This window comes from Georgenia faecalis, assembly GCF_003710105.1.
GTDB lineage: Bacteria > Actinomycetota > Actinomycetes > Actinomycetales > Actinomycetaceae > Georgenia_A > Georgenia_A faecalis.
Genome location: NZ_CP033325.1, coordinates 2,171,960 through 2,196,408 on the forward strand (window position 1 = coordinate 2,171,960; position 24,449 = coordinate 2,196,408).

The following is a 24,449-nucleotide window of genomic DNA, read 5'->3' on the forward strand; positions in this document are numbered from 1 at the left end:
GGGGGTGCTGGCGGCACTCACGCTCGCCCTCGTCGCCTGCAGCGCCACCGACGACGGCGGCACCCCGGCGCCGTCGTCGCCGTCCGCATCACCGAGCGCCCCGGCCCCGACGTCCGCGGTCCCGACGCCGTCAGCCGCCTCGCCGCCACCGCCGACGACGGCCCCGACGACGTCGCCCGCGAGCACGCCGCCGGCCGAACCGGAAGTCGTCGCCGCCGGCCTGGACGTGCCGTGGGGCCTGGCGTTCCTGCCCGACGGCTCCGCGCTCGTCACCCTGCGCGACCGCGCCGAGGTTCTGCGCGTGCGGCGCGGCGCCGAGCCGGTGAGCGTGGGCACCGTCCCCGGGGTCGCCGCGGAGAACGAGGCGGGGCTCCTCGGCATCGCCGTCTCCCCCGCCGTCGCCACGGACGGCTACGTCTTCGTCTACCTCACCGCCGCCGACGAGAACCGCGTCCTGCGCATGCGCCTCGACGGCGACACGCTCGTGCCCGACGTCGTCGTCCTCTCCGGGATCCCGCGCGAGAGCTACCACAACGGCGGCCGCCTGGCGTTCGGCCCGGACGGCTACCTCTACGTCGCCACCGGGGACGCGGCGGTGCCCGACCGTGCGCAGGACCCCGACTCCCTCGGCGGGAAGATCCTGCGGGTCACCGTCGACGGCGCCCCGGCCCCCGGTAACCCCGACGCCGGCTCGCCCGTGTGGTCGAGCGGGCACCGCAACGTCCAGGGCCTGGCGTGGGACGACGACGGGCGGATGTTCGCCACCGAGTTCGGCCAGAACACGTGGGACGAGCTCAACCTCATCGAGGCCGGCGGGAACTACGGGTGGCCGGTGGTCGAGGGCGTCGCCGGGGAGGACGGGTTCGCCGACCCGCTAGCCCAGTGGTCCCCCGCCGACGCCTCGCCGAGCGGCCTGGCGGTCACCGCCGACGCCGCCTACCTCGCCGCGCTGCGCGGGGAGTCGCTCTGGCGGGTGCCGTTGGCCGACGACGGGACGACCGGCGAGCCCCAGCGCCTCCTCGCCGGGGAGTACGGGCGCCTGCGGACCGTGGCGGTCGCCCCCGACGGCGCGCTGTGGCTCGTCACGAGCAACACGTTCCGCGGGGCGCCGCGCGAGGGGGACGACCGGGTCATCGCGCTCGACGAGGGGTGGCTCTGAGGGGTACCGGACCGGGGCCGCGGGCCGGCTTGTCTGCGGATGGTGGCCCTCGCGACCGTCACGACCGATGGCCAGCGCGCCGGTCGCCACGGCGCCGGCGACGACGGCGGGGCAGGGTCGTTGCCCGTCTGGGCAGGAACCGGTCAGGCGGGTAGATCCGCACGCCCCGGCGGGGTCACCCTCGAGGCGTGAGCACGCAGGCGCGTGAGGAACGCGCCGACGGACTCGGTCCCGCGGGACACCGGGAGATCCCGGGCGCGGACGTGGGACCGCGTGAGCCGGCGACGATCTCGGCCGGTCTGCCGCCGTCGCCCATGGGCGTCCTGGCCCTGCAGCACGGCGCCGGCAACCGGGCCGTGGCGGCACTGCTCGCGCCCCGACGCGGTCCGCCCGCCGGGACCCCGACTCCGGTCGACGGCGTCCCGGCCGCAGGCGGCGTCGCCTCCACGGCCGCCGGCGGTGTCGCCTCCACGGCCGCCAGCGCTTCGCCCACGACGCTGAGTGCAGCCACGACCGTCGACGACGGCGCGGCAACCGCGGCCGCGCCGGGCGCCGTCGACGCCGACACCGGCAGCCGCGCGCCGCCTGGTCCGCCGCTCCCCGGCTCCCCGGCGCTCCCCGCGCCACCCGGGACCGGCGCCTCGGCCCTCGACCCGCCACCCGCCCCGGCCCGGCTGGCGACGCCCGGCGGGCCGCCACCCGCCCCGCGCCCGCCCGCACCTCCTGCTGCGCCGCCGCCCCGCACACCCACGGCGCCCGGCCGCGGGCCGGGGACCGCACCCCCTCCCGCCGCGGCCGGCACGCCCCTGGCCACGCCGACCACCGTCGGCCCGGCAGCACCCGCCGGTCCGGCCGCCGCCAGCCGCGCCGCAGGCCCCGCCGCCGCGGGCCCGGCCGCCGCAGGCCCGGTGGCCCTGGCCTCGGCCGCGGCCCTGGCCGCCCTCACCTCACCGACGGCCGTGACGCCTCGGGTCCCGACCGCCGCGCCCACGCCCCACCAGAGCGTGGCGCTCGAGCGCATCCGCCAGCACCACGCCGAGGCGGCTGCTCAGCTCGAGGGCCGGCTCACCACCGGCCTCGCGCGCGTGTCCCAGACCGTGCAGGCGCAGCTCGCTGCCGTGGATGAGCGGACCGCCGCGGAGGAGACCGCCGCGGCGGCATCCGCGCAGGCGGCCCGCGGGCAGGTCCAGGCGGCGGCCGCCGGGGCGACGGGCGCCGTCGGCGGGGCGGCCGCGTCCGCCGGGGGCGAGAACGCCGCAGCGCACCAGGCGGCCCTGGCGACAGGCAGTGCGACGCTCGCCGAACGCCAGGACGCCGCCCGGCAGGGCGGAGAGCAGCGCGCCGCGCAGGCCAGGGCAGCCGCGGCGGCCGCCGCCGCCGGCGCCGGCGTCCAGGCCCAGACCCGTGTCAGTGCCGCGCGCGCCGCCGGCCAGGCCGCCGCACCCGACGCCACGGACCAGGCCGTCCGCTCGGCGCAGGCGGCCAGTGCGAGCGAGCTCGTCGAGGACACCGCCGCCGAGGTCGACGCCGCCGCCGCCACCACGGCGCGGTCGATGCAGTCCCAGGGCGAGGAGGTCGCCCAGGGCATGACCGGCCTCGGCACCGAGCTGGCGCAGGGACTCGGTACCCATGGGGAGAGCCTCGCCGGCCAGCTCAGCCAGTCCAAGACGGCGGCCGCGACGGCCCTGTCGAGCACCGCGGACAGCGGCATGGCGGCCGTCGCCGAGCGCCGCGACGCAGCCCTCCAGGCGGTGGGGACCGCCGAGCGCCGGACGGTGGAAGCGCTGGCCCAGCAGGCGGCCGCCCAGCGCCAGGAGATCGCGCGCGCCGGCGAGCAGGCGGCCGCGCACCTGCGGTCGGCCGCCGCTGACGCCGCCCAGGAGGCCGCCCGTCAGGTGGAGGAGGTGACCGGCCAGCTCGCCGCCCAGCCGCTCGACGAGCGCGCCACCGAGGCCGTGGTCGCCGCGGCCGCCGACGGCCTGGGCGCCGGGCTCGCGCAGGTCGCCGGGGCGCTCGACGCGCGCACGGACGAGGTGTCCGCCGCCCTGGCCGGCGCTACCGGGGACGCGCTCGGCGCGCAGGACCGGATCGGTGCCGAGGCACGCTCCGGGCTCGACGGCGCCACCGGCCAGGCCACCCGGGGGCTGGCGGAGGTGGCCACCGCGACCTCCGGCAGCCTCGCCGCCACCGTCGGCCAGGCCCGCACCGCCGGCGACGCCGCCGTCACCTCGTTCAGCGGCGTCCTCGACCAGCACGTGGCGGCTGCGGAGCCGGCGCTGACGGACCTCGCCACCCAGCACGCCGCCCACCTCGACGAGCAGCAGGCGGAGCTCGCCGAGCAGACGGCCGAGGCCACGGGCACGCTCGACTCGCGCATCGACACGGCGCAGGCGCGGGCGCGGGAACGCGCCGAGCGCAGCTGGCTGGAGAACCAGCTCGCCGACCTCTGGGACATGGTGTCGAGCCCGGAGTTCCTCGTCGGCCTCGTGGTGGGGCTCGCCGTCGGCATCATCATCATCGCGTCCGCCGGCACGGCGGCGCCGTTCGTCATCATGGCGGCGGGCATCGCCGCCGGGGCTGCGGGGGCTGCTGCCGGCACGATGACGGGCAACGTCCGTCAGGGAAAGCGAGGCTGGGACGTCTTCGACGACGTCGGCCGCAACGCGCTCGTCGGTGGTCTGGCCGGGGGCATCGGTGCGGGGGTGTTCCTCTTCGGCAGCGGCGTCGTCGCCGGGCTGGGCCTTACCGGGGCGGCCGCCGCCGTCGGCACGTTCGTCGTCGTCGAGGCCTCGGCGATCATCTCCAACACGGTGATCAACATCGTCAACGGGGATCCCTGGGACAAGAACCTCCTCGCGGCGATGCTCCTCGCCCCGATCCTCGAGGTCCTGGGCCGGGCGGTCGGCCGCCGGATCCCCACGCGCAAGCCGTCGCCCGGCGCCCGCCCCGGCGACGGACGCGTTCCGGCGCCGGAGCTCGACGACGGCCCCACGCCGCGGCCGCCGCGCGCGCCCAGGGACGACGGGACGGGGCCGGTCCCCGAGCCCGACGACGGAACCACGCCGCGCCGTCCCCGGGACCCCGGCGAGGAGCCCGAGCGCATCCCCGACCAGCCGGACCGCATCCCCGAGGGCACCACCAGCGAGGACGTCCACATCGAGGACCTCCAGCCGCGCCGGGACGGGCCCGACGTCGACCCGGCGATCTGCTTCCCCGCCGGGACGCTGGTGGCCACCCCGGAGGGGCGCCGGCCGATCGAGGACGTCGCGGCGGGCGACCGCGTCCTCGCGCTCGACCTCGCCACGGGCCGGGTGGTCACCCGGCCGGTCCTCGCACTCGTGCGGGGGACGACCACACGCTGGGTGGACGTCCGGCTCGACGGCGAGACGGTCCGTGCAACGCCGGCGCACCGCTTCTGGGTGCCTGCCACGGCGACGTGGACGATGGCGACGGACCTCGCACCGGGCAGCGCCGTGCGTCTGCTCGACGGCGGCGCCGCGACGGTCCTCGAGGTGGCGGACGCGCCGCCGGACGAGCCGGAGCCCACCTACAACCTCAGCGTCGCGGAGGCCGAGAACTACTTCGTCGGCGCGGGCGGGGTTCTCGTCCACAACATCACCGCGGACCGCCTGGCGTACCTCAGCCGCCCGGGGTACCGCAACTACGTGCTCAAGGACGCGACCGGCCGGATCTACTACTCGGGCATGTGCCGCCCCGGGGAGACGGCGGCCGGCCTGACGCGTCGCCACGGACGCAACCACAACCGGTTCACGCCCACGAGCGTCGACGCCGAGGGCAACGTCGTCCCGGGCGACGTCCTCGAGTTCGTCCCCGGTAGCCGGGAGTACGGCGAGGCACGGCTGGTCGAGCACCAGAACGCCGTCGACAACGGGACGATCATCGGCCGGGACGGCGAGAACTACCGCGGCAACCGGCAGGATCCCCTCGACGCGACGAAGATGCCGGAGTACCTCGAGTACCGGCAGGTCAGGCAAGGATGCGGCTAGGAGGCGGCATGGCGCAGGAGGTGGTGGCGGCGGCGACGGCGGAGCTGGCCGGGCTGGCGCAGACGGTGGCCGAGGGGCTCGGCGGCCCGCCCCGGCTGGCGGAGCTGCTCGAGGTGCTCGGCTGGGGCGCCGCCTCGCTCGGGGACGACCTCGACGCCCCTCCCCCGGTCCCCGTCGAGCTCAGGCCACGCCTCCGGCGCGGCGCGACCCCGGCGGAGGGCCCCTCCCGGGCCGGCGACCTGGGTGACGCCCCCGTGGTCGACGCCGGGGACCTCCTCGGCCGGCTGGCCGCGCGGCTCCGCGACAGCGAGGGCCGGCCGACGCTGGAGGACCTCGCCACGCTCGTGGGCCAGGGGCTGCGTGGCCTGCCGCCCGGCACGCTCGCCGACGTGGATCCCGGCGACGTGACGTCCGTGACCGTGCGCACCGTCACGGCGCCGCAGCGGGCCGCCGTCGGCGACGTCGTCGCGATTCCCGCCACCGACGGGACGTACCACCTCGGGGTCGTCCTCGACCGGAACGTGTTCGGCACCGCGCTCGGGCTCTTCCGCGGCACGCACGCGCCCCGGCCCCCGGCCCCGGGCGCCCCCGCCGCAGCGCATGCCGTCTACACCGACGACGAGGCGGTGGCCGACGGGCACTGGCGCGTGGTCGGGCACGACGAGAACCTGATCGTCGGCTTCCCGGACGCGCCGGAGGTGCTGCACCGGCCCGGCGCCCCCGGCGTCGGACCCTACGGCGCCGCCGAGCGTCCCGACGGCGCGCTGCGCGACCTGGGCGAGGACGAGGCCCGCGAGCGCGGCGTCCTCGCCCCCGACTTCCAGCAGATCTACGCCGGCAGGCAGCTCGAGCGGCACCTCGGGCGGCTCACCCGGTAGGGGCGGCTCACCCGGTAGGGAGCCGCACCCCGCGCACGCAAAAGGCCCCTGACCGGCGGGTCAGGGGCCTTTCGCGTCGCTGTCTCAACGAGTGTCCGAGGGGGGACTTGAACCCCCACGCCCTATACGGGCACTAGCACCTCAAGCTAGCGCGTCTGCCATTTCCGCCACCCGGACGAGTGACCACCGCGGCCCTCAAGGGGCCGTGGCGACGCGGAGAAACATAGCACGGCAGAGGACCCCCGATCGAACCGCCTCCACGTCCGGGCGGTCGCCCCGCAGACCCCGTGGCGAGGCACCGGCGACGGCGGCCCGAGCGCGCCGCGCGCCGCTCAGGCCTCGCCGTCCAGCGTTCCCACGGCGATCTCGGCCGTGAGGGTGTGGGTCTCCCCCGGGGCGAGCTCGACCGCGTCGGCCCAGACGTTGCCCACCTCGGTGCACACCATGTGACGCCACTCACGTGTCTCGAGGTCCGCCATCGCCTCGGCCTTCTCCGCTCCCGGGTTCCACACGATCCGCGAGTGCGACCGCTCGGTGCGGGTACGGATCCAGCGCCCGTGCCCGGGGTCCTCGACGACGACGTCCGCGTCCGTGCCCGGGTAGAGGCGGTCGACGAGGGCCCCGTCGAACGTCACCGGCTCGCTCTCGGTGCCCTCGGTGCCGGCCGCCTCGTCGGTGAAGCGGACGCCCTCGAGGCCGCGGACCCGGATCGAGGCGACGTCGCTCACGGCGAGGTAGGTGTGCAGGGCCTCGTCGTAGCGCGCCGGCACCGGCCCGGTGTTGCGCACCTCCAGGGCGAGGGTGAGGGACTGCCCGACCGTCACCCGGTAGGTGGCCTCGAAGGCGTGCGGCCAGGCCGCGCGGGTCCGCTCGTCGTCCGTCAGGCGCAGCACGACGGTGACGGCGTCGCCCTCCTCGACGGCCTCGACGAGCTCCCACGGCCGCACCCGGGCGAAGCCGTGCGCGGGGCTGCGGTCACGGGACTCCCCGGGCCCGAACCACGGGAAGCACAAGGGGATGCCGCCCCGGATCGCCCGCCCCTCCTGGAAGGCGCTGGCGGTGCTGGTGAAGAGGACCGGCGCCTGGGACTGGGGGGCCCACGCCGTCACGTGCGCGCCCTGGAGGTAGATCTCGGCGGTGGCCGACGGCGCGTCGACGACGAGCCGGTCGAGGTCGCCGGGGACGAGCCGGACGCGGTCGGGGAGGTCGGGTGTCGATACCATGGAGCGACGCTAGCGCGCACCGCCCCCCGCCGCCGTCGTCCCTGACGTGCCCCGCGGCCGACCACCCGCCCCGCGGCTCCCCCGCGCCGCGACGGGTGTCACCGAAGCCGCCGCCCGGGAGGTGGTGCACACTGTCCACGATCAACCGGGTCGATGGAGGAAAGGGCGGCACGTGAGGCTCTTCGGCAGGGTGCGCAGGCGCGAATCACCGCCCACGGGGACGCCCGAGCCGGGCCCCGGCCCGTCCACGCCGCCGGCCCCCCGGTCGGCGAGCCACCCGCGCCCCTCCTACGCGGGGCGCCTCACCGTGCGCCGCATGCCCGAGCGGGCGGTGCGGGCCTCCCACGACAACGACGGCGTCCCGCGCTGGATCCGGCGGTACGGGACGGCGGCATGGCTGTTCATCGGGATCGTCATCGTCGTCGCCATGGTGGTCTTCGCGACGTCGCGCATCCAGGTGGTCTTCATCTCCGTGTTCCTCGCGGCCGTGGTGACCTCCGTGCTCTACCCGATCGTCAGCCTGCTGGCGCGGCACATGCCCAGAGCCCTGGCGATGATCGTCACGCTCCTCGCCACGTTCGGGGCCGTCGCGGGGATCCTCACCTACGTCATCACCTCGGTGGCCGGTCAGTGGGCCGACCTGGCCGACCAGTTCGGCAACGGCATCGACACGATCCTCGACTTCGTGGAGAACGGCCCGCTGCCCATCCACTTCACCCAGGCGGAGATCCTCGACTGGATCGACGACCTGGTCGCCCAGGGCCAGGAGTACGTCACGGCCAACGCGGGCGACCTCGTCGGCCAGGTGCTGAGCAACGCCGGCACCGTCGCCCTCGTCTTCACGATCCTCGCCCTGTCGCTGTTCGTCACCGTCTTCTTCCTCCTGCGCGGGGAGGACATGTGGCGCTGGTTCCTCAACCAGCTCCCCGCGCGCTCGCGGGAGAAGGTCGACGTCGCGGCCGGGGCCGGCTGGTACACGTTCTCCGGGTACGCGCGGGGCACGATGATCGTCGCCCTCGCCGACGCCGTCCTCGCCTTCATCCTCCTCAGCGTCCTGCGCGTGCCGCTCTCGGCTCCGCTGTCCGTCCTCGTCTTCATCGGCGCGTTCATCCCCCTCATCGGCGCCCCGCTCGCCATGATCATCGCCGCCGTCGTCGCGCTGGCCGCGAACGGGATCCTCACGGCGGTCATCGTCACGATCGGCATCGCCGCCATCGGGCAGATCGAGGGGCACCTCCTCCAGCCGCTCGTCATGGGGCGGCAGGTCTCGCTCCACCCGGTCGTCGTCGCCCTCGGCGTCACCGCCGGCACGTTCCTCGCCGGGCTGCTCGGGGCGGTGGTCGCGATCCCGCTCCTCGCGGTCATCTGGGCGGTCTACTCCACGCTCCACGAGCCGGACCCGCCGATCACGGGGCGGCTGCCCCGGACCGCCGGGCGCGAGTAGCGGCCGCGGCCCGGCGCCCCTCACTGGAAGTCGCGCGAACGCGTGGCCACCCGGAGCGAGAGGTGCTCGAGCCGGTCGGCGACGAGGTTGACGACGCCGTCGGCGCGCTCGAGGTGGCCGCGGACAACGAGCGCGGCGGCCGTGCGGCCCTCGCGCCGGTACCGGCTCCACAGCCCCGGGCTGCACACGACGTTGAGCAGGCCCGTCTCGTCCTCGAGGGAGAGGAAGGTGACCCCGCCCGCCGTCCCCGGCCGCTGCCGGTGGGTGACGACGCCGGCCACCTCCACGCGCACGCCGGGCTCGCAGCGACCGAGGTCGCCGATCCGGACCACCCCCGCGGCGGCGAGCTCGGGGCGCAGGAACTGGGTGGGGAAGCTGTCCGGGGAGACCCCGGTGGCCCACACGTCCGCCACCGCGGTCTCGACGTCCTCCATCCCCGGGAGCATGGGGGCGACGTAGCCGACGGCGGTGCCGGGCAGCACGCCGTGCTCGCCGGCGAGCGCGCCGGCGGCCCACAGCGCGGATCGCCGGTCGAGCCCGAAGCAGTCCAGCGCGCCCGCCGTCGCCAGCGCCTCCAGCTGGGCGGCGGTGAGCCGGACCCGCCGGGCGAGGTCGGCGAGGTCGGCGTAGGGGCCGCCGCGCTCGCGCTCGGCGACGATCCGCTCGGCCGTCGCCTCCCCCAGCCCGCGGACCGGGGCCAGCCCGAGCCGGACGGCGAGGTCGGCGCGGGGGTGGACGAGCCCGGCCGGGTCGGGCCCGGGCGCAGGCGTACCGGGCGCAGGTGTCCCGGGCGCAGGCGTCCCGGCAGCGCGCGCACCGTCGTCGGCCTCCACCCGGCCACCGCCGTCGTCCGCCCGCTCGACGCCGGCCTGGACGCCGGAGACCTGGACGTCCGCGCGGAGCACCCGCGCCCCGTGCCGCCGGGCGTCCGCCACGAGCGACTGCGGGGAGTAGAAGCCCATGGGCTGGGCCGCGAGCAGCGCGGCGTAGAACGCCTCGGGGTGGTGCACCTTGAGCCACGCGCTGGCGTAGACGAGGTAGGCGAAGGAGAACGCGTGGGACTCGGGGAAGCCGAAGTCGGCGAACGCCTTGAGCTTGTCGTACACCTGCGAGGCGACGTCCTCGCGCAGCCCGTTCGCCGCCATGCCGGCCATGAGCCGCTCCCGCAAGGCCTCCATCCGCTCGGTGGAGCGCTTGGAGCCCATCGCCTTGCGGAGCTGGTCGGCCTCGGCGGCCGAGAAGCCCGCGACGTCGATGGCGATCTGCATGAGCTGCTCCTGGAACAGCGGCACCCCGAGCGTCTTGGACAGAGCGGGCTCGAGGAGCGGGTGGAGGTAGGTCACCGGCTCGCGCCCCCGCCGCCGGTTGATGTAGGGGTTGACGGAGTCGCCCTGGATGGGCCCGGGCCGGATGAGGGCCACCTCGACGACGATGTCGTAGAAGCACCTCGGCCGCAGGCGGGGCAGGGTGGCCATCTGGGCGCGGGACTCCACCTGGAAGACGCCGACCGTGTCCGCCGCGCACAGCAGGTCGTAGACCGCGGGGTCCTCCTGGGGCAGGGAGTGCAGGCCCAGCGCGTCGGGGCCGGTGCGCCCCTCGGCGGCGTTGACCTCGTCGAAGGCGATCCGGAGCGCGGTGAGCATCCCCAGGCCGAGCAGGTCGAACTTCACCAGGCCGGCGTCGGCGCAGTCGTCCTTGTCCCACTGCAGGACGGTCCGCCCGGGCATGGTCGCCCACTCCACCGGGCAGACCTCGATGACGGGCCGGTCGCACAGGACCATGCCGCCGGAGTGGATGCCCAGGTGGCGGGGCAGGCGCAGGAGGTCCTCGGCGACGTCGACGACGGCGTCGGGGATGCCGCTGACGTCGTCGGCCGGCGCCGGGGCCCGGCCGTCGCGGGTGCGCTGGGCGGCCCCGGTGTCGCCGTCGTCGGGGCTGCGCAGGCTGCGCCAGCGCTCGATGCTGCGGCTCCACGCGTCCTGCTGGCCGACGTCGTACCCCAGCGCCCGGGCGGCGTCCCGCACCGCGGAGCGGGGCCGGTAGGAGATGACGTTGGCGACCTGGGCGGCGTGGGTGCGCCCGTAGCGGTCGTAGACGAACTGGATGACCTCCTCGCGCCGCCCGGACTCGATGTCGAGGTCGATGTCCGGCGGGCCGGAGCGCCCGGGCGAGAGGAACCGCTCGAAGAGCAGCCGGTGCTGGACGGCGTCGACGGCGGTGATCCCCAGGGCGAAGCACACCGCCGAGTTCGCCGCCGAGCCGCGGCCCTGGCACAGGATGTGCTGGGCGCGGCAGAACTCGACGATCTCGTGGACGATGAGGAAGTAGCCGGGGAACCCCAGGGCGGTGATGATCTCGAGCTCGTGCTCGATCATCGCGTAGGCGCCGCTCACCCGCTCCGCACCGGGCGGGCCGTACCGCTCGCGCGCGCCGCGGTAGGTGAGCTCGCGCAGCCACGTCGCCTCGGTGTGCCCGGCCGGCACCGGGTGCGGGGGCAGGTTCGGGGCGACGAGCTGGAGGTCGAACGCGCACTCGTCGGCGAGGGCGGCGGCCGTGGGCACCGCCTGGGGGTGGCGGGCGTGGAGGCGGGCCATCTCCCCGGGCGAGCGCAGGTACGCGGCCCCGGCGGGGAGCCAGCCGTCGATCTCGTCCAGCGTGGCGCGCGCCCGCACCGCGGCGAGGACCCCCGCGAGCGCCTGGTCCCCCGGTCGGGCGCAGTGCACCGCGCCGGTCGCCACGAGCGGCAGGCCGGCGTCGTGGGCGAGGTCGGCGAGGGCGTCGTTGCGCGGGCCGTCCAGGGGTGAGGCGGTGTCGGTGATCTCGACCGCGACGTTGCCGGCGCCGAAGAGCGCGGCGAGCCGGTCGAGCTCGCGCCGGGCCGCCGTCGGACCCTCGTCCTCCAGCGCCCGGCGCACGGCCCCCTTGCGGCAGCCGGTGAGGACGAGCCACTGCCCGTCCGCCGCCTGGGCGAGCTCCTCGAGGCGGTAGTCGCCCCGCCCCTTGGCGCCCGCGGCGAGGTGCGCCTCGGCGATGGCCCGGGACAGCCGGGCGTACCCCCCCGGGCCGCGGGCGAGCGCGAGCAGGTGGGTGCCCGGCGGGTCCATCTGGCCGGTCGGGCGCTCCGGGGAGTCGAGGCTGAGCTCGGCGCCGATGACCGTGGGCAGGCCGAGGGTCCGCGCCGCCTCGGAGAAGCGCACGACGCCGTACAGGCCCTCGTGGTCGGTGAGCGCCAGGGCGCTCAGGCCCAGGCGGGCCGCCTCCAGGGCGAGCTCCTCAGGCTGGTTGGCGCCGTCGAGGAAGCTGAAGGCCGAGTGCGCGTGCAGCTCGGCGTAGCGCGGGGCCATGACACCTCCTTCAAACGTATGTTCGAAGGATACGCGCGAGAGGCGGCGGCGAGGGGCGGGGCCTGGCCGAGGACCGGGCCGGCCCGCCGAAACTCCCTCGACCGGACCCTCGCGCTCTGCCAGGATGATCAGATAGGATTCCCCGCCGCTACGGTCACGGCCGCCCGCAGCAGCCTCTCCGACCCGAACGGCACACACACCATGCACGAGACAGCAACGGGAACGACGGTCACCGCGACCAGCGACGACGGCGCCGATGTCAGCGCCGACGCCGCCGCGATCGACGCCCCGGACGGCGCCGGGCCCCGGCCTCCCCGCCGGTCGTCCCGGGCGCTGCGGCACGTGCTGCGTCACGTCGTCCTCCCCCTCGCCGTCACCGTGGTCCTCGCGATCGCCGTCGCGCGCGGGCTGGAGATGGTCCACGTCCGGACCGAGGCCTACATGGAGCCCGAGGAGCGCTGGGCGACGCTGCCCTCCCAGCTGTTCGTCCTCGGGACCCTCGTCGTGTGGCCCTTCGTGGCCCTGCTGCTCGCGGTCACCGGGTCGATGTGGGCCACCGCCCTCCTCGGTCTCGCGGCCGCCGCCGTCATCGCCGTCGGCGACCACCAGAAGATGGCCCAGCGCGGCGAGCCGCTGTACCCGTCGGACCTGGAGTACCTCGCCCACCCGGGCCTGCTCCTCGAGACCGCGGGCGTCCGCCCCGTGGTCGCCGCCGGCGCGGTGCTGGCCGTCCTGGCCGTCGTGGCCGCCATCGCGGTGCTGTCCTGGCGCGCGCGCCGCGGCCGCACGCGGGTCGAGCGCGCGTTCCGGTGGGGGTCGCGGGCCGCGTTCGCCGTGGCGGGCGTGGCGGGGCTCGTCGTCGTCATGGGCTTCCACGAGGAGGGGAACCCGCTCCGGGAGGCCTACGACGACATCCCGGTCACCTGGGCCCAGTGGAACCAGGTGCAGAACTACGCCCAGAACGGGTTCGTCGCCGGCGCGCTGTACAACATGCGCGGCGAGGCGATGGAGCGCCCCGAGGGGTACAGCGCGGAGCGGATGGCCGAGCTGGCCGCCACCTACGAGCAGGCCGCGCTCGAGGTCAACGCGACCCGGCAGGCCGGTGCGCTCGACGACGTCAACGTCGTCGTCATCCTCGGGGAGACCTTCACCGACCCCACCCGGCTCTCGGGCGTCGAGGTCGACGAGGACCCCATCCCCTTCACCCGCGACCTCATGGGCACCACCCCGTCGGGCACGATGCTCAGCTCCGGGTTCGGCGGTGGCACCGCCAACGTCGAGTTCGAGGTCCTCACGGGCATGAGCATCGCGAACTTCGAGCCGCAGATGCACGCCCCCTACCCCATGCTCGTCCCCCACCACGACGACTTCCCGTCGGTGACGGACCGGCTGGGACCCGACCACACCACCCTCGCCGTCCACCCCTACGCGCCCAGCTTCTACCGGCGCGACGTCGTCTACCCCGTCCTGGGCTTCGAGCGGCAGACCTTCTGGGACACCATCGGGCACCGCGACAAGGTGGGCAACGACACCCACATCTCCGACGAGGCCACCTACCGGGAGGTCCTCGACGAGCTCGAGGAGACCGAGGACCCGCTGCTCGTCAACGTGGTGACGATGCAGAACCACAGCCCCTACGGGGGCAACTTCACCGACCCCATCGGCGCGACGGGCGACTTCGGTCCCGGCGAGGCGGAGGGGATCGGGCAGTACCTGCGCGGCCTGCGCCACAGCGACGACGCGATGGCGCAGCTCCTCGAGGAGCTCGAGGCGATGGACGAGCGCACGATCGTGCTCTTCTACGGCGACCACCTGCCCGCGATGTGGCCCGGCTCGGTGCAGTCGGCCAACACCGAGCAGACCCTGCACGAGACCCCGTGGTTCGTGTGGGCGAACTTCGAGACCGCCCCCGTGGACACTCCCCCGGTGGTGGCCCCGTACCTCCTCATGAACCAGCTGCTGGCGGCGGCGGACGCGCCGCTGACGCCGTACGACGCGCTGCTCGAGGAGCTGTCCGGCGAGATCGCCGCGGACGAGGCGGGCATCATGCTCGACGCGCAGGGCCGCCCGACGAGCGAGGCCGACCTGTCGCCGCGCGGCCGCGAGCTCCTCGAGGACTACCGGCTCGTCCAGTACGACCTGTCCGTGGGCGAGCGCCACAGCCTCGAGGCGATGACCACCGTCCCCTGAGGTGCGCGGGGGCGCCGTGGCGGGCGGCGCGGGCGACGGCCCGCCCGGCCCCGGAGCCGGCGCCGGGCGGCGCACCGCCTCAGTCGTAGACCCCCTCGACCCACCAGGCGCCGTCGGCCAGGGCGAGCAGCAGCGCCGGCGAGCGCGCCACGCTCACCTGCAGCCACGCCCGACGGCGCCGCTCCTCCGGCCGGGCGGCCCACCACCGCTCCACCATGGGCCACGGCCCCGCCCACCCCAGCACCTCGAGGCGCTCGCCCCCGTCGACGACGTGGGCCGGGTCGCCGCTCATCGCGCCCCGTGCGTCGACCCCGACGGGGCGACCCTCGCCGTCGAGCACCTCGACCTGCCGCGGCTGCGCCGGGACCGTGGCGGGTGACGGGGCGGGCAGGTGGCCCGGCCATGGCGCGTCGACGCGCCGCAGCGGCGCCGGCTCGTCGCCCCACACCACGAGACGGGCGCGCGAGCGCGGGTCCCGCCCGCCCTGGAGGACGGGGACGAGCACGCCCTCGGGGCCGAGCAGGCCCTGGACGCGCAGGGCCGCACGCTCGGCCTGGACCTCTCCCCGGCCGCGCCGGCCCCACAGCCCGTCGCTCACCGCCCCGGCGGGGCTGACCTCCTCGGCGGTGAGCTCCAGACGGGTGAGCGGGGCGCTGGGCGGACGGTCGCTGCGCCCGCTCAGCCACCCCTCGAGCTGCCAGCGGACCCGGTCGGTGAGCTCGGGCGCGGTCGGCGCCCCGTCCAGGCGCCACGTGCGCACGAGCTCGCCGCCGTCCTCGGTGCGCGCGGTGACGGTGAGCCGCCCGCACACCGCGCCCCGGCGGGCGAGCCGCTCGGCGAGCTCCTCCGCCAGCCCGCGGGCGACGAAGGCGGCGACGTCGGCCCGCTCGGCCGGCGGGTCGAGGTCCGCGCGCACGAGGACGTCCTGCTCCGGGCGGCGTGCCACCGGCGGGGTGAGGTCCGCGCCACGCGCGAGGCGGTGGGCAAGCACCCCGAGCGACCCGAAGCGGGCGGCGACGTCCCCGGTGGGCAGGCCCGCGAGCGCCCCGAGGGTGCGCAGCCCGAGCCGGCGCAGGAGGTCGACGAGGTCGGCGAGCTCCGCGCGCAGGCGGCGGGTGCCGGCCACGTAATCGAGGACCCGCACGTCGTGCGGGGCGAGGAAGGCCCGTGCGGCGGGCGTCCCGGGCGGGACGAGCACCGAGGACCGGGCGGCGAGCACCGCCGTGAGCAGCCCGTCCCCGATGCCCACCTGGCACTCGGCGCCGCTGTCGCGGGCCACCACCCCGACGAGCGCCTCGGCGAGGGCCTCCTCGGAGCCCACGTGCCGGCTCGGCCCGCGCGCCGCCATGAGGAGGACTCCCGGCCGGGCGACCTCCACGCCGGCGACGACCTCCTCCACCGCCTGGACCACGGGCTCGAACGCGCGGACGTCCCGGGCGTCGTCGACCCCGAGGAGGACGAGCTCGGGACACGCACTCTGGGCCGTGCGCCGGCGCATGCCGCGGCGCACCCCCTGGGCCCGGGCGGCGGCGGAGGCGACGACGACGCCCCGGCCGTCGTGGACCGCCACCGGCTCGTGGGCCCCGACCAGGCCCTCGGCGACGGCGGCGGCGACCGGCCAGTCCGGCACCCACAGCGCGACCCGGCGGACTACCCCGGGGAGCTCGAGCACGTCGGGGGGCACCGCGCTACACCGCCCGGCGGCCGGCGTGCGCCGTGAGGGCGGGCACCGCCGCGCCGTCGTGGGGGACGCCGTCGAGGGGGACGCCCAGCAGGGGGGTGCCGTCGGGCGGGGCCACCGGCTCCAGCCCGCCGGCACCGGCGCGCACGTGCACCGTGCGACCGGCCCCGAGGGCCCGGCCGCGAGCGCGGACGGTCATCTCCCGCCCCTGGAGGACGCCCCACCCGTGGCCGAGACCGTGGTACTTCCCCTGGTCGGCCTGGAGGACGAGGTCGCTCCCCGGCCACGGCCGCGTGGTGAGCAGGACGGACTCGCGGCTGCGCAGGCGCGAGCCGAGCAGGCGGCGGTCCCGGTCGCTGAGGGCGCGGCAGTCCCCGACGACGAGGACGTCGAAGCCGTCGACGAGCGCCCCGAGGACCGCGGGGGCGTCAGGACCCGGCCGGGGCACCATGACGACCCGCGCGAGGTCCAGCCCCGCCTCGGCCGCGGCCTGGAGGCCGACGTCGGGCAGGGCTGCCAGGGCGCTCCACGCCTCCTGCCCGGCGGCCGCCGCGAGGGCGAGGAGCAGGGATGTCGACCCCGAGACCTGGACCACGCTCCCGCGGCGCAGGCCCCCCGCGGGGAAGAGCGGGAGCAGCGCGGCGGGGACCGGGAGGAGGCGCTCGTCCAGCGCGGGCGCCTCAGGGACCTCGGCCGGCCGGGGGGCGGGTGACGGCCGGGGGGGCACGGCCGGCGCCGGGTTCCCGGTGCGCAGGTCACCCGTGAGGTCGCCGGCGAGCGCGAGCCGCGGGGCATCACCGGCTCGGGCGCCGTGGGCCGGGGCGTCACCGGCTCGGGCGCCCGGGGCGCCCTGGGCCGGGGAGTCCGGGGTCGAGGTGCCCGGGGCCGGGACGTCCGGGGTCGGGGTGCCCTGGGTGGGTGCTTCGGAGGTGCCCTGGCCGACGGCCGTCGGGCCGTCGAGGCGGACCCGCACCCCGACCGCCGTCTCCGCCCGGCCGAGGGCGCGGCGGGCCGCGGCGAGGCGCTCCTCGCGGGTCGGCGTGACGGGGGGCCGCAGTACGGTGACGCTCATCCCCGCACCTCCTGCCGACCGTTCCTCGTCCGCCGTTCGAACGTGTGTTCGATGCTAGTGAACGTCGCTGACATCGGGGGTGTCAACCCGGGCACCGGGAGGCGCCGGGCGGCCCTCGGGAGGCTGCGGACCGGCCCCGCCCGGCCGGCTCCTGAGGCCGCGGCGCACCACGCGCGCGCAGCACGCGGCGCGCACGGAAATGACGTGCCGAGACGTCCGGGCGCGTGGGTACGCTCGTCCGCACGACACCGGTCCGGGGCCCGACCCGGCCGCGATCGTCCACGCCGGCGGCCTGCAGCCCGCCCGAGCCTGACCCCCGCACCCTCTCGCCTCGTGCGCCCGCCCGACCGGAGCCACCATGCCGTCCCCCACCCCCGCGCGCACCGTCGAGCCGCGCCTGCGCCACGCCCGCGCCGGCGTCTCGGTGATCTTCTTCCTCAACGCGGTCCTCTACGCGAACCTCGTGCCCCGGCTGCCCGACATCAAGGACCGGCTGGAGCTGAGCAACGCCGAGCTCGGGGGCGCGATCGCTGCCATGCCCCTCGGCGCGCTCGTGGCAGGGCTGCTGGCGCCCGTGCTCATCCAGCGCCTGGGGTCGGCGAAGGTCGGGGCGTTCGGCCTGGTCCTGCTCGCGCTCGCCGTGGCCGGCGTCCCGCTGGCGGGCACCTGGCTCGTCCTCGCGGGCCTCCTGCTCGTCGCCGGGGCGCTGGACGCCGTCGTCGACGTCGCGCAGAACGCCCACGGGTTCCGGGTGCAGCGGGCCTACGGCCGCTCGATCGTCAACTCCTTCCACGCGGTGTGGAGCCTCGGCGCCGTCGCCGGCGGGCTGCTCGGGTCCGCCGCCGCCGGGCTCGGCATCCCCCTGGGCGCCCACCTGGCCGCCTCGGCGGTGGTGTTCGGCGCCGTCGCCGTCGTCGCCTACCGGTTCCTGCTCGACGGCCCCGAGGACGCCGAACGCGCGAGCGCGACCACGCCCGACGAGCCCGCCCGCGCCGCCCGACGGCTGCTCGGCCACGCCACCGGCCGCACCGTCGTGCTGCTCGTCGTGCTGGGCGTGCTCGCGTCGTCCGAGGCGTTCGTCCAGGACGCGGGGTCCACCTGGGGTGCGCTGTACATGCGCGAGGAGGTGGGGACGAGGGCCGCCGTCGCCGGCCTCGCCTTCGTCGCCCTCCAGGTGGCGATGACCGCCGGCCGACTGGTCGGCGACCGCCTCGTCGACCGCTTCGGGCAGCGCCGTGTCGTCCGCGTGGGCGGGGCCGTCACCGCCCTCGGGATGGGCCTGGCCGTCGCGTTCCCCGCCGTCCCGGCGACGCTCGCCGGGTTCGCGCTGAGCGGCCTGGGCGTCGCCACCCTCGTCCCGGCCGTCATGCACACCGCCGACGAGCTGCCCGGGCTGCCCCACGGCGTCGGCCTCACCGTGGTCGGCTGGCTGCTGCGGCTCGGGTTCCTCATCTCCCCGGCGCTCATCGGCATCGTCGCCGATGCGACCAGCCTCCGCGCGGCGCTGCTCAGCGTCGTGCTCGCCGGCCTCGCGGTCCTCCTGCTGGGGCGGGTCCTCACCCACCAGGCGGTCGCGCCGCAGCCGACGGCCGTCGGGGGCGCGGAGCGTTAGCCGCGGCCGAGCACCCGCACCTCACCCGGGCCGTGACACGACAACGGCAGGGAGCCACCGCTCCCTGCCACACTCAAGATATAGCGCACCGGGGGGCTTGCGGCAAGACCCCCGTCGGGCCTCAGAATCATCGGCCGGAGCCGTCGGACCCGCGAGAAGACGCGGATTCACCGGACTCTGCCGGGCCGCACCACGCTGCCCGGCGACCGATGCGACGGGGGTAGTGATGAGAGACGTGATCGTGGTCGGCGGCGGGCCGACCGGCGTCATGCTGGCGACCGAGCTACGGCTGCACGGGGTGGACGTGCTCGTCCTCGAGCGGGCCACCGAGCCGACGTCGCACGGACGCGGCGGAGGGCTGCACGCACGCAGCCTGGAGGTGCTGGACCAGCGCGGCGTGGTGGACCGGTTCCTCGCCCTCGGCCAGCGCTACCCGCTCGACGGGTTCTTCGCCGGCATCGCCGCGGCCCAGCCGGAGGACCTCGACAGCGACCACCCGTACGTCCTCGCCATCCCCCAGACCATCACCGACCGCCTGCTCACCGAGCGGGCCGCCGAGCTGGGGGCCGAGATCCGGCGCGGCTGCGCGGTGGTCGGGCTGGCCCAGGACGACGACGGGGTCACGGCCACGCTGGCCGACGGCACCGAGCACCGCGGGCGCTACCTCGTGGGCTGCGACGGCGGGCGCAGCACCGTGCGCACGCTCCTCGGCGTCGGCTTCCCCGGGGAACCGACCCGCGTCGACACGCTGCTGGGTGAGATGGAGGTGAGCGAGGCGCCCGAGACGATCGACGCCGTCGTCGCCGAGGTCCGCACGACCCAGCTCCGCTTCGGGGCCGCACGCCTGGAGGACGGGGCGTACCGGCTGGTGGTGCCCGCGGAGGGGCTGGCCGGGGACCGCGGCGTGCCGCCGACCTTCGAGGAGTTCCGCGCCCAGCTCCGGGAGCACGCCGGCACCGACTTCGGGGTCCACGCCCCCCGCTGGCTCTCCCGCTTCGGTGACGCCACCCGGCTCGCCGAGCGGTACCGGGTGGGGCGGGTCCTGCTGGCGGGCGACGCGGCGCACATCCACCCGCCCCCGGGCGGGCAGGGCCTCAACCTCGGCCTCCAGGACGCCGTCAACCTCGGCTGGAAGCTCGCGGCCGCCGTCGACGGCTGGGCGCCGGACGGCCTCCTCGACACCTACGAGAGCGAGCGCCGTCCGGTCGCGGCGTCCGTCCTCGACAACACCCGCGCGCAGATCGAGCTCATGTCCCTCGACCCGGGGCCGCAGGCGGTGCGCCGGCTCCTCGCCGAGCTCATGGAGATCGACGGCGTGGGCCGGCACCTCCTGGAGAAGGTCACGGCGATCGGCGTCCGGTACCACCTCGGCGACGGCCACCCGCTGGTCGGCCGGCACCTGCGCGACGTCCCGCTCGCGCACGGGCGCCTGTACGACCTCATGCACGGTGGCCGCGGGCTCCTCCTCGACCGGACGGGCGAGCTCTCCGTGTCGGGGTGGCTGGATCGCGTCGACCACGTCGTCGACGTCGACTCGGAGGCTGACGTGCCGGCGGCGCTCGTGCGCCCGGACGGGCACGTGGCGTGGGCCGGGAGCGACGAGGCCGAGCTCGGTGACCGGCTGCGCGAGTGGTTCGGGGCGCCCACCCACCGAGCGGGCGGGGTGAACGACAGCGGCGGCGCGCCACCCCGTGGCGCGCCCCGCGTCAGCCGGTCCGGCGTCGTAGGTTGGTCCCGAACCGACCCCGCCGTCGAGGAGGAACCCCGTGGACCTGACGCGACCGATCGCCCCGGCCCCGTACGACCTGCTGCCCCCCGTCCCGTCCTTCACCCTGACGAGCACGGACGTCACCGACGGTGAGGCGCTCGCGGCCGAGCACAGCGCCGACGGCGGCAGCGTCTCGCCGCAGCTGCAGTGGTCGGGCTTCCCCGAGGAGACCCAGAGCTTCCTGGTCAACTGCTTCGACCCCGACGCGCCCACGCCGGCCGGCTTCTGGCACTGGACCGTCGTCGACCTCGACGCGGGCACCACCGAGCTCGAGCAGGGGGACGGCCAGAGCGACCTCATGCTCCCGGGCGCCGCGTTCCACGTCCGCAACGACAACGGCGACTACACCTACACCGGCGCCGCTCCCCCGCCCGGGGACCACCCGCACCGCTACTTCTTCGCCGTCCACGCCCTCGACGTCGACACGCTCGGGCTCGACCCCGAGGACAGCCCCACCACGGCGGCCCTGGCCGCCGTCTTCCACACCATCGCGCGGGCCGTCATCGTGCCCACCTTCCAGCGGTGAGCGCCGCGCCCGAGCCGACGCCGGTCCCGGGCGAGCCCGGCGCGCTCGCCTTCGGCACGCTCACCTGGGTCCCGGCCCTCGGGCGTGCCGACCTCCTCGCCGACCCCGTGGCGGCGGCGCTGGGCAGGCTGGCGGAGGTGGACGCCGAGGCGGCCCAGCAAATCCTCGTCGCGGAGATCGACCCGGCGCTCGCGGACACGGCCGCGATGACCGAGGCCTACGAGCTCCCCCTCGCGGCCTCGGCGAACTGCGTCCTCGTCGCGGGCAAGCGCGCCGGCGACGAGCGCGTGGCGGCGTGCGTCGTGCGGGCGACCACCCGCGCGGACGTCAACAACGTGGTGCGGCGCCTGCTCGACGTGCGCAAGGCCTCCTTCTGGCCCATGGACCAGGCGGTGACGGCGTCGGGCATGGAGTACGGCGCCATCACCCCCGTCGGGGTGCCGACGTCGTGGCGGCTCCTGCTGGACACGCGAGTGACGAGCGGGCCGGCGATCGTCGGGAGCGGGGTGCGCCACTCCAAGCTCCTCCTGCCCGGCGAGGTGCTCGCCCGTCTCGAGGGCGCCGAGGTGGTCACCGGGCTCGGCGTCGACGTCGGCTGATCCGGTGGCGCGCGACGCCGGGCGCGGATACTCGTTGCGCGGCTACTCCGGCGTCGGCGCGGGCGCAAGGCCCAGGTACGGCCCGAGGAGCTCGGTGATCCGCTCGACCACGTCGTCGACGCCGGTGCCCTCGGTGAGCATGCGGGTGCCGGTGTGGACGAGCCCGTTGACGAGCTCCGCGGTCACCGCCGGCTCCGGCGCGCCGAGCTCGGCGAGCGCGTCCACGACGGGGTCGAGCAGCTGGTCGTGCAGCTCCCGGTTCCGGGCCGCGAAGGAGGCCGCCGGGGCCTCCTGGGCGAGCGTGCGGGCGACGGCGTGCTCGCCGTCGGCGACCAGCTCGAGATTGACCCGGACGTAGGCAAGGACCCGCTCCCCCGGCCCGGACGCCGCCGCGAGCGCGGCGTCGATGCGCCGCGACCAGCGCGGGAACATGTCCTCGACGACGGCCTCGAGGAGGTCGTCGCGGGAGCGGAAGTACTGGTAGACGCTGGGGCGGGACAGGCCGGTGCGCTCCGCGACCTCGGCGAGGCCCGGTGGCCGGCCGCCGCCCTCGACGAGGAGGTCGTGCGCGGCGTCGAGCAGCGCGCGCACGCGCGCCTCACGGTGCTCGGCGACCGTGGGCGCGTCGATCTTCGGCACGGTTCCTCCTCCACGATCGGGCTGGGCCCGAGGGTACGCCGGGCAGCGGGCCGGACCGGGAGCCGGCCGCGGGGGCTTAGGGCGCGCGGGCGGCCGCGGGGCACGCCGTACTCGGACGGCGGGCGCTCAGGAGCCCTCGGGCGCCTTACGCGCTGGCCGGGCCGCCGAGCTCGCCGCGCTGGTGCTCCTCGGCGTCCTCCATCGTGGCGGTGAGGATCTCGCCGAAGAGCTCGTCGATGCGCTTCTGGATCCGGGCCGCGTCGCGCTGCTGCTGCTTGCCGGAGTGGATGCCGATGAGGCCGATCGCGGACTCCACGCGGTCCGCCTGGAGCAGCCAGCGCTGGGCGCGTGCCGCCTCCTGCGGGGTGTCCGCACGGGAGAGGAGGTGCTGGGCCTGCGAGCGCAGGACGCCGACGCTCCGGCGCAGGTTCTCCGGCCGCGACCGCGCCGCGCGGGCCTTGGTGAACCGGTCGACGAGGTCCTGCGCGGTACGCGCGAGCTCCGGGTTCTTCTTGATGACCTCGACGGCCTTCTTGACCGCCGGGTAGGCGACGGGGCCGAGGCGCGCGGCCGTCTTGAGCAGGGTGCCGATCGAGGGCATGGGGGCTCCGAGCGTGGGCGACAGGGTCTTCGTGGAGGATATGCGGGCCCGGCGGTCGCCGCGCGACGGTCGAGCGCACCCCGCGGGCAGTGACACGATGTCCGGCGTGTTCCACGTCGTCTTCTACTCCCCGCGGATCCCGCCCAACACCGGCAACGCCATCCGGATGACCGCCTGCACCGGTGCGACGCTCCACCTCGTCGAGCCGCTCGGCTTCGAGCTCACCGATGCGCACCTGCGCCGCGCCGGCCTCGACTACCACGACCTCGCGCACGTCGTCGTCCACGCCGACCTCGACGCCGCCCTGGCCGCGGTCGCCCCCGGCCGGGTCTACGCCTTCACCGCGCAGTCGGACCGGTCGTTCGCCGACGTGGCGTACGACGCCGGTGACGCGCTCCTCTTCGGCCCGGAGCCCACCGGCCTCCCGGCCGAGGTGCTCGCCGACCCGCGGGTCCACGACCGGCTGCGGATCCCCATGATCGACGGCGTCCGGTCGATGAACCTGTCGAACTCCGCGGCCGTCGCGGTCTACGAGGCGTGGCGCCAGCACGGGTACGCCGGCGGGCGGTAGCGGCCCGACGCCGGTCCTCCGGTGGGAACGCCTCGGCAACAGCCGTGGCTGATGCGTTCCCGCGGGAACGTCTTGGCGACACCCGTGCCCGATGCGTTCCCGCGGGAACGTCTCGGCGACACCCGTTCCCGATGCGTTCCCGCGGGAGCGCCTCGGCGGCACCCGTCGCACCACCGGTGCTGCTCGATGCCCTGACTGGCGCGAGGTTCTGCGGCGATGCGCGGTCCGGCGGCGTGGGCGCGAGGCGGACTCGGCCCCTAGCGCGTGGCGTAGAAGACCACGGCCGACGCCGCGGCGACGTTGAGGGAGTCGACGCCGCCGGCCATGGGGATGCGCACGACCGCGTCGGCCGCCGCAATCGTCGACGCGGCCAGCCCGTGTCCCTCGGTGCCGAGCACGAACGCGGTGCGCTCATGACCCTGCGCGACGAACTCGTCGAGCGTCACCGAGTCGTCCGACAGCGCCAGCGCCGCGACGGTGAACCCCAGCCCACGGAGGTCCTCGATCCCGGCCGGCCATCGCGTCAGCCGGGTCCACGGCACCTGGAACACCGTCCCCATGCTCACCCGGACCGAGCGCCGGTAGAGCGGGTCCGCGCAGCTCGGCGTGACGAGGACGGCGTCCACGCCCAGAGCCGCCGCGCTGCGGAACATCGCCCCGACGTTGGTGTGGTCGACGATGTCCTCGAGGATCGCCACCCGCCGCGCGCCCGCGCCGTCGCGCGCCCCGGCGAGGACCTCCTCCACCGGGCGCATCGCCGGGCGGTGCATGGCCGCCAGCGCCCCGCGGTGGAGGTGGAAGCCGGTGATCTCCCGCAGCACGTCCTCCTCGGCGACGAACACGGGGACGTCGGCCCCGCCGTCGGGCGCGCCGCAGGCCTCGGCGATGACGTCCGCCATGGACTCGACCCAGCGGGGCGCCATGAGGAAGGACCGGGGCCGGTGCCCGGCCGCCACGGCCCGGCGGATGACGTTGGAGCTCTCCGCCATGTAGAGCCCACGCTCGGTCTCGAGCTTGCGGCGCAGCGCGACGTCGGTGAGGCGCAGGTAGTCGGCGAGGCGGTCGTCGTCGGGGGTGGAGACGTGGATCAGGGGCACGACCGATATTCTCCCGCGCTCCCCCGAGCCGCGGCGCC

General features: G+C 76.3%; 17 protein-coding genes and 1 tRNA gene. 10 read left to right on the forward strand and 8 right to left on the reverse strand.

Annotated features, from left to right (window positions below; translation table 11 throughout):
* Positions 1–4: 4 nt before the first annotated feature.
* The 3 genes from EBO36_RS09445 (at position 5) to EBO36_RS09455 (ending at position 6,044) form a co-directional block, all read left to right on the forward strand.
* Positions 5–1,159 (forward strand): PQQ-dependent sugar dehydrogenase, encoded by a 1,155-nt coding sequence (locus EBO36_RS09445; RefSeq protein ID WP_244925251.1) that lies wholly within the window; start codon positions 5–7, stop codon positions 1,157–1,159.
* A gap of 188 nt (positions 1,160–1,347) precedes the next feature.
* Entirely contained in the window at positions 1,348–5,166 is a 3,819-nt protein-coding gene (locus EBO36_RS09450; RefSeq protein WP_164471425.1) for a Hint domain-containing protein, read from the forward strand.
* Positions 5,167–5,174: 8 nt separating this feature from the next.
* Positions 5,175–6,044 carry a hypothetical protein gene (locus EBO36_RS09455; RefSeq protein WP_122824387.1) on the forward strand — a complete coding sequence of 290 codons (870 nt, stop codon included), beginning with the start codon at positions 5,175–5,177 and terminating at the stop codon, positions 6,042–6,044.
* Positions 6,045–6,136: 92 nt separating this feature from the next.
* Here EBO36_RS09455 and EBO36_RS09460 read toward each other — a convergent pair.
* Together EBO36_RS09460 and EBO36_RS09465 are read right to left on the reverse strand one after the other, a co-directional pair.
* Positions 6,137–6,221: transfer RNA gene (locus EBO36_RS09460), tRNA-Leu, on the reverse strand.
* Between the two features lie 155 nt (positions 6,222–6,376).
* Complete coding sequence (locus tag EBO36_RS09465) at positions 6,377–7,267, reverse strand: D-hexose-6-phosphate mutarotase (protein WP_122824388.1); 891 nt, start codon at positions 7,265–7,267, stop codon at positions 6,377–6,379.
* A 316-nt stretch (positions 7,268–7,583) separates the two neighbouring features.
* Here EBO36_RS09465 and EBO36_RS09470 point away from each other — a divergent pair, with 316 nt between their 5' ends.
* Entirely contained in the window at positions 7,584–8,711 is a 1,128-nt protein-coding gene (locus EBO36_RS09470; RefSeq protein ID WP_122824389.1) for an AI-2E family transporter, read from the forward strand.
* Positions 8,712–8,731: 20 nt separating this feature from the next.
* Here EBO36_RS09470 and EBO36_RS09475 read toward each other — a convergent pair whose 3' ends face one another.
* The gene (locus tag EBO36_RS09475; protein WP_122824390.1) at positions 8,732–12,055 is read right to left on the reverse strand and encodes an error-prone DNA polymerase; all 3,324 of its coding nucleotides are present in this window, start codon (positions 12,053–12,055) and stop codon (positions 8,732–8,734) included.
* 201 nt (positions 12,056–12,256) lie between these two features.
* Here EBO36_RS09475 and EBO36_RS09480 point away from each other — a divergent pair, with 201 nt between their 5' ends.
* Positions 12,257–14,245 (forward strand): LTA synthase family protein, encoded by a 1,989-nt coding sequence (locus EBO36_RS09480; RefSeq protein ID WP_122824391.1) that lies wholly within the window; start codon positions 12,257–12,259, stop codon positions 14,243–14,245.
* A 79-nt stretch (positions 14,246–14,324) separates the two neighbouring features.
* Here EBO36_RS09480 and EBO36_RS09485 read toward each other — a convergent pair whose 3' ends face one another.
* Together EBO36_RS09485 and EBO36_RS09490 are read right to left on the reverse strand one after the other, a co-directional pair.
* Positions 14,325–15,929 carry a Y-family DNA polymerase gene (locus EBO36_RS09485; protein ID WP_244925252.1) on the reverse strand — a complete coding sequence of 535 codons (1,605 nt, stop codon included), beginning with the start codon at positions 15,927–15,929 and terminating at the stop codon, positions 14,325–14,327.
* Positions 15,930–15,933: 4 nt separating this feature from the next.
* Positions 15,934–16,998 (reverse strand): hypothetical protein, encoded by a 1,065-nt coding sequence (locus EBO36_RS09490; RefSeq protein ID WP_122824392.1) that lies wholly within the window; start codon positions 16,996–16,998, stop codon positions 15,934–15,936.
* 358 nt (positions 16,999–17,356) lie between these two features.
* Here EBO36_RS09490 and EBO36_RS09495 point away from each other — a divergent pair, with 358 nt between their 5' ends.
* The 4 genes from EBO36_RS09495 to EBO36_RS09510 all read left to right on the forward strand — a co-directional run bounded on the left by EBO36_RS09495 (position 17,357) and on the right by EBO36_RS09510 (position 21,503).
* Positions 17,357–18,610: an MFS transporter gene (locus tag EBO36_RS09495; RefSeq protein WP_122824393.1), complete on the forward strand. Its 1,254-nt coding sequence runs from the start codon at positions 17,357–17,359 to the stop codon at positions 18,608–18,610.
* Between the two features lie 226 nt (positions 18,611–18,836).
* Positions 18,837–20,471, forward strand: coding sequence for a rifampin monooxygenase (gene rox, locus EBO36_RS09500; RefSeq protein ID WP_122824394.1), 1,635 nt, complete (start codon positions 18,837–18,839; stop codon positions 20,469–20,471).
* Positions 20,377–20,904, forward strand: a complete 528-nt coding sequence (locus EBO36_RS09505) for a YbhB/YbcL family Raf kinase inhibitor-like protein (RefSeq protein WP_122825580.1) — start codon at positions 20,377–20,379, stop codon at positions 20,902–20,904. Before rox ends, EBO36_RS09505 begins: the two co-directional genes overlap by 95 nt.
* Positions 20,901–21,503: a YbaK/EbsC family protein gene (locus tag EBO36_RS09510; protein WP_122824395.1), complete on the forward strand. Its 603-nt coding sequence runs from the start codon at positions 20,901–20,903 to the stop codon at positions 21,501–21,503. The genes EBO36_RS09505 and EBO36_RS09510 overlap by 4 nt, the downstream gene beginning before the upstream one ends.
* A 42-nt stretch (positions 21,504–21,545) precedes the next feature.
* Here the strand turns inward: EBO36_RS09510 and EBO36_RS09515 are convergent, their stop codons facing one another.
* Both EBO36_RS09515 and EBO36_RS09520 read right to left on the reverse strand, forming a co-directional pair.
* On the reverse strand, positions 21,546–22,142 hold the full coding sequence (locus EBO36_RS09515) for a TetR/AcrR family transcriptional regulator (protein WP_122824396.1): 597 nt from the start codon (positions 22,140–22,142) through the stop codon (positions 21,546–21,548).
* Between the two features lie 145 nt (positions 22,143–22,287).
* Positions 22,288–22,743, reverse strand: a complete 456-nt coding sequence (locus EBO36_RS09520; protein ID WP_122824397.1) for a hypothetical protein — start codon at positions 22,741–22,743, stop codon at positions 22,288–22,290.
* Between the two features lie 106 nt (positions 22,744–22,849).
* Here EBO36_RS09520 and EBO36_RS09525 point away from each other — a divergent pair, with 106 nt between their 5' ends.
* Positions 22,850–23,314 (forward strand): tRNA (cytidine(34)-2'-O)-methyltransferase, encoded by a 465-nt coding sequence (locus tag EBO36_RS09525; protein WP_122825581.1) that lies wholly within the window; start codon positions 22,850–22,852, stop codon positions 23,312–23,314.
* A 257-nt stretch (positions 23,315–23,571) separates the two neighbouring features.
* On the opposite strand, the gene EBO36_RS09530 is transcribed toward EBO36_RS09525, so the two are convergent.
* On the reverse strand, positions 23,572–24,411 hold the full coding sequence (locus EBO36_RS09530; protein WP_222928708.1) for a TrmH family RNA methyltransferase: 840 nt from the start codon (positions 24,409–24,411) through the stop codon (positions 23,572–23,574).
* Positions 24,412–24,449: the final 38 nt, after the last annotated feature.